Source organism: Malonomonas rubra, from assembly GCF_003247215.1.
Lineage (GTDB): Bacteria > Desulfobacterota > Desulfuromonadia > Desulfuromonadales > Geopsychrobacteraceae > Malonomonas > Malonomonas rubra_A.
The window spans coordinates 1-3,397 of sequence record NZ_QKAP01000055.1; the positions used below are offsets into that span (position 1 = coordinate 1).

4 protein-coding genes and 1 tRNA gene are annotated in these 3,397 nt (G+C 52.1%); all 5 read right to left on the bottom strand.

The window, feature by feature from the left end; translation table 11 throughout:
* Positions 1-61: 61 nt before the first annotated feature.
* Entirely contained in the window at positions 62-301 is a 240-nt protein-coding gene (locus Q7J88_RS04970; protein ID WP_303721047.1) for a hypothetical protein, read from the bottom strand.
* Positions 302-458: 157 nt separating this feature from the next.
* Positions 459-534 (bottom strand) — tRNA-Thr (locus tag Q7J88_RS04975).
* A gap of 159 nt (positions 535-693) precedes the next feature.
* A complete protein-coding gene (arsJ, locus tag Q7J88_RS04980; RefSeq protein ID WP_303721048.1) occupies positions 694-1,893 on the bottom strand; it encodes an organoarsenical effux MFS transporter ArsJ in 1,200 nt (399 codons plus the stop codon).
* A 6-nt stretch (positions 1,894-1,899) separates the two neighbouring features.
* On the bottom strand, positions 1,900-2,907 hold the full coding sequence (locus Q7J88_RS04985) for an ArsJ-associated glyceraldehyde-3-phosphate dehydrogenase (RefSeq protein ID WP_303721049.1): 1,008 nt from the start codon (positions 2,905-2,907) through the stop codon (positions 1,900-1,902).
* Between the two features lie 18 nt (positions 2,908-2,925).
* A partial coding sequence (locus Q7J88_RS04990; RefSeq protein ID WP_303721050.1) for a rhodanese-like domain-containing protein occupies positions 2,926-3,397 on the bottom strand: 472 nt, incomplete at its 5' end.

The following is a 3,397-nucleotide window of genomic DNA, read 5'->3' on the forward strand; positions in this document are numbered from 1 at the left end:
ATATAAAAAAAACGCATCCGGCTCTCCTGTGGAAGGCAGCTTGTTCGGTACTTGACTATTCTTAGGTCGAGATACTCATAAAATCAAACTTATCAAACATTGTCCTCAGAATGGTCAAATCAAGTGCTTCACTTGCCAAAACAAAAGACACTTCCTCTAGCTTGCAACCTTCGGGGTTATATGCCGTCACGAAATAAAGAGGGTCAAGTTCGCTGATTTCTATCCGATTCCCGTTTGGAAAGATTTCTTTGTATTGTCTATTGATGCAACCATTCTCACGGTAGCTTGGAAGAGGTTTCATCGAGTTTGCTCCTTTGGGTCGGTTGGTAAATTGAAAAATGATGCGGGACTTTGTGGGGGTAGGGGAGGAGATGTTATTTAGGTGGATTGTATCAAAGTATTTATCATACAGAACAAAAAAGGACTTAGGGGAAATGTCCCTAAGTCCTTTTTATTACTGGAGCCACCCATCGGATTTGAACCGACGACCTGATCATTACGAGTGAACTGCTCTACCAACTGAGCTAGGGTGGCGAAGAGGCTTGAATATTCACCTTAATTCTTTGTATTAGTCAATCGGAACAATGACTGTAGGTGACTTGCTCTGCTTGATATCGTGACTTTGAGTAGCTGCATTCTTGTCGCAAAAGAATAAATTTTTTTGCTTCTGTTGCCAAGAAAAACAAGCAGAGATTATCGCTTTAGCAACAAAGATATTCCTGCCGCGATGAGCACAAACCCGGCAGACGCCCAGAGACAGCCGATTAACCCCGCCAGTTGAAAGACTACGCCTGACAATAGCGTGCCGGCTAAGCGACCGGTCGCGTTGGCCATGTAGTAGAAACCGACGTTGAGCGCTGCTTGATCCGCTTCGGTGTAGGCAAGGATCAGGTAGGAGTGGACTGAGGAGTTGATGGCGAAAATCAATCCGAAAAGTGCCAACCCGGTTACCACGGTCAGCCATGGGGAAAGCTCCGCCGCAACACCGAATGCGATCAGTGTTGTCAGGCCGGCAAGGGCAAAAGCTCCGGCACTGGCAGTCCCGCCGCTAGGTGTCCCGGCACCCAATATGTTTTTCAGCAATTTGGGGGTCAGCGCCTGCACGCCACCGTAACCAATAACCCAGAAGGCCAGGAACCCGCCGACCTGGGTGTGGTTCCAGCCGAGGCTGGAGGAAAGAAAGACCGGCAGGCCAACCACAAACCAAATGTCGCGGGAGCCGAACAGAAACAGCCGTGCCGCCGACAGCAGGTTAATGTCGCGACTCTTCGAGAGGATGGTGCTGAACTTGGTTTTTTTCTTCGCCATGCCGATTTCGCGCGGTAGCGAAAAGAGGGTCGCCATCAGTACCAGCGCCAGCCCGGCTGCTAGCAGCCAGAGGGAATAACGGAAACCGAACAGCGTTAGCAGCAACCCGCCGAGGAAAAAACCGGCTCCTTTCAACGCGTTCTTTGACCCGGTCAGCACGGCCACCCATTTGAACAGAGCGCTGTCCGCTTCTTCTGGGACCAGCACCTTGATGGCGCTTTTGCTACTCATCTTGGTCAGATCCTTGGCGATGCCCGACAGCGCTTGCAGCCCCATGACATAGCAGACAGAGAAGAGCGATGACCAGCTTTGATTGAGTAAACCGAGGGCGAAAAGGGCTACAACCTGTAAGATCAGTCCGGCGAACAGGGTGACTTTCAGCCCCATATGTGAACCGATCCAACCGCCGAAAAGGTTGGTCACGATGCCGCAGAATTCGTAAAGCAGAAACAGGAAGGCGATCTGCACTGCGCTGTAGCCGAGTTCGTAGAAGTGCAGTAGTACCAGCATGCGTAGCGCGCCATCGGTGAGGGTAAATCCCCAGTAGGCGGCGGTGACGAGGCAGTAGTTTTTGATGTCGGTCATGTTGCCCTACAGCGAGGTAGCCACTTTTCTGCACAATTCCATCATGCGGTGGGCGTAGCCCATTTCATTGTCGTACCAGATGAAGACTTTGAGCTGATTACCGTCAACGACCATCGTGCTCGGGCCATCGACGATTGCCGAACGGGTATCACTTTTGAAATCGATGGAGACCAGCGGACGGTTTTCGATGCCGAGGATGCCTTTCAATTCGCCATCTGCCGCTTCTTGGAACAGCTGGTTGACCTCTTCGGTGGTGACCTGCCGCTGCATTTCGAACACTGCGTCGGTCAAGGAACCGGTCAGCAGCGGCACGCGAATGGCGTGACCATTCAGTTTTCCCTTTAACTCGGGATAGATCAGGGTGATGGCGGTGGCGCTGCCGGTGGTGGTAGGGATCAGCGACATGCTGGCCGCCCGTGCCCGCCGCAGATCTTTATGCGGAGCGTCGATCAAGACTTGCGTATTGGTAGCGTCGTGGATGGTGGTGATGACGCCGTGCTCTATACCGATCTTCTCGTGCAACACTTTGACCACTGGAGCTAGGCAGTTGGTCGTGCAGCTGGCGGCGGTAAGCAGCTTGTGCTGCTTCGGATCGTAGAGGTGGTCATTGACCCCCATGACGATATTCAGCGCGCCCTCCTTCACCGGAGCGGCAACAATCACCTTTTTCGCACCTCGGTCGAAGTGCGGCTGCAGCAGTTCCGGAGTGCGAAACTTGCCCGAAGCATCGATGACAACATCGACACCCAATTTCCCCCAATCAATATGCTCTGGATTTTTGTGTTCAGAAAAAGTTACTTTTTGCTTATTTATGAAAATGCAGTTTTTTGTGAACGAAATATCCCTATTCCATCGGCCATGAATCGAGTCGAACTCCAGCAGGTGGGCGGCACACTCGGCTCCCCCTTTGACCTCGTTGATATGGATAATTTCGAACTCCGGCCAATCCCATGCAGCGCGCAGCGCCAAGCGGCCCATGCGGCCGAACCCATTGATCCCTACTTTGATGCTCATGTGTGTTCCCTTTTTTGCTTACTTGTCTTCTTCCATTAGCTTGAGGAAGTAGAGGGCATCATCGCCGCGCAGGTTCTCCGCCAAGCCGATCAATCCGTCGGTCAGGTACTTGGCTGGAATGCCTTTTGAGCGCAGATAGGTCATGGCGATAATCGCCCGATCCTTATGTGGGCAGGCGGTGACGATGATCTTGTTTTTAGGTAGTTCGTCAAGCCGGTTGGGGAGTTCGTTGAGTGGAATCTGCAAGGCGAAGTTTGGTCCCCAGGCTTGCTGCTCCTCCTTGAAGCGGATGTCGACCAGTACTGCCTTGCCGTCTTCAAGCAGGTCGAGCAGCTTCTTGCTGCTTGCTTTCATCTCCAGTCGGTCATTGTAACCATAGCTTTTAATGTAGTCTTCCAGTATTTTGTCGCTTGCGAGTGCCGGCGTGTGTGACAGCAAGATAGTCAGCAGGGCGAAGGTGAAAGCTTTCATGAGAGAGATCCTTTGAAGA

Excerpts from the sequence above, each read along its gene's own strand:
- Q7J88_RS04970 (WP_303721047.1), bottom strand. The coding sequence starts at position 301 with ATGAAACCTCTTCCAAGCTACCGTGAGAATGGTTGCATCAATAGACAA.
- arsJ (WP_303721048.1), bottom strand. The coding sequence starts at position 1,893 with ATGACCGACATCAAAAACTACTGCCTCGTCACCGCCGCCTACTGGGGA.
- Q7J88_RS04985 (WP_303721049.1), bottom strand. The coding sequence starts at position 2,907 with ATGAGCATCAAAGTAGGGATCAATGGGTTCGGCCGCATGGGCCGCTTG.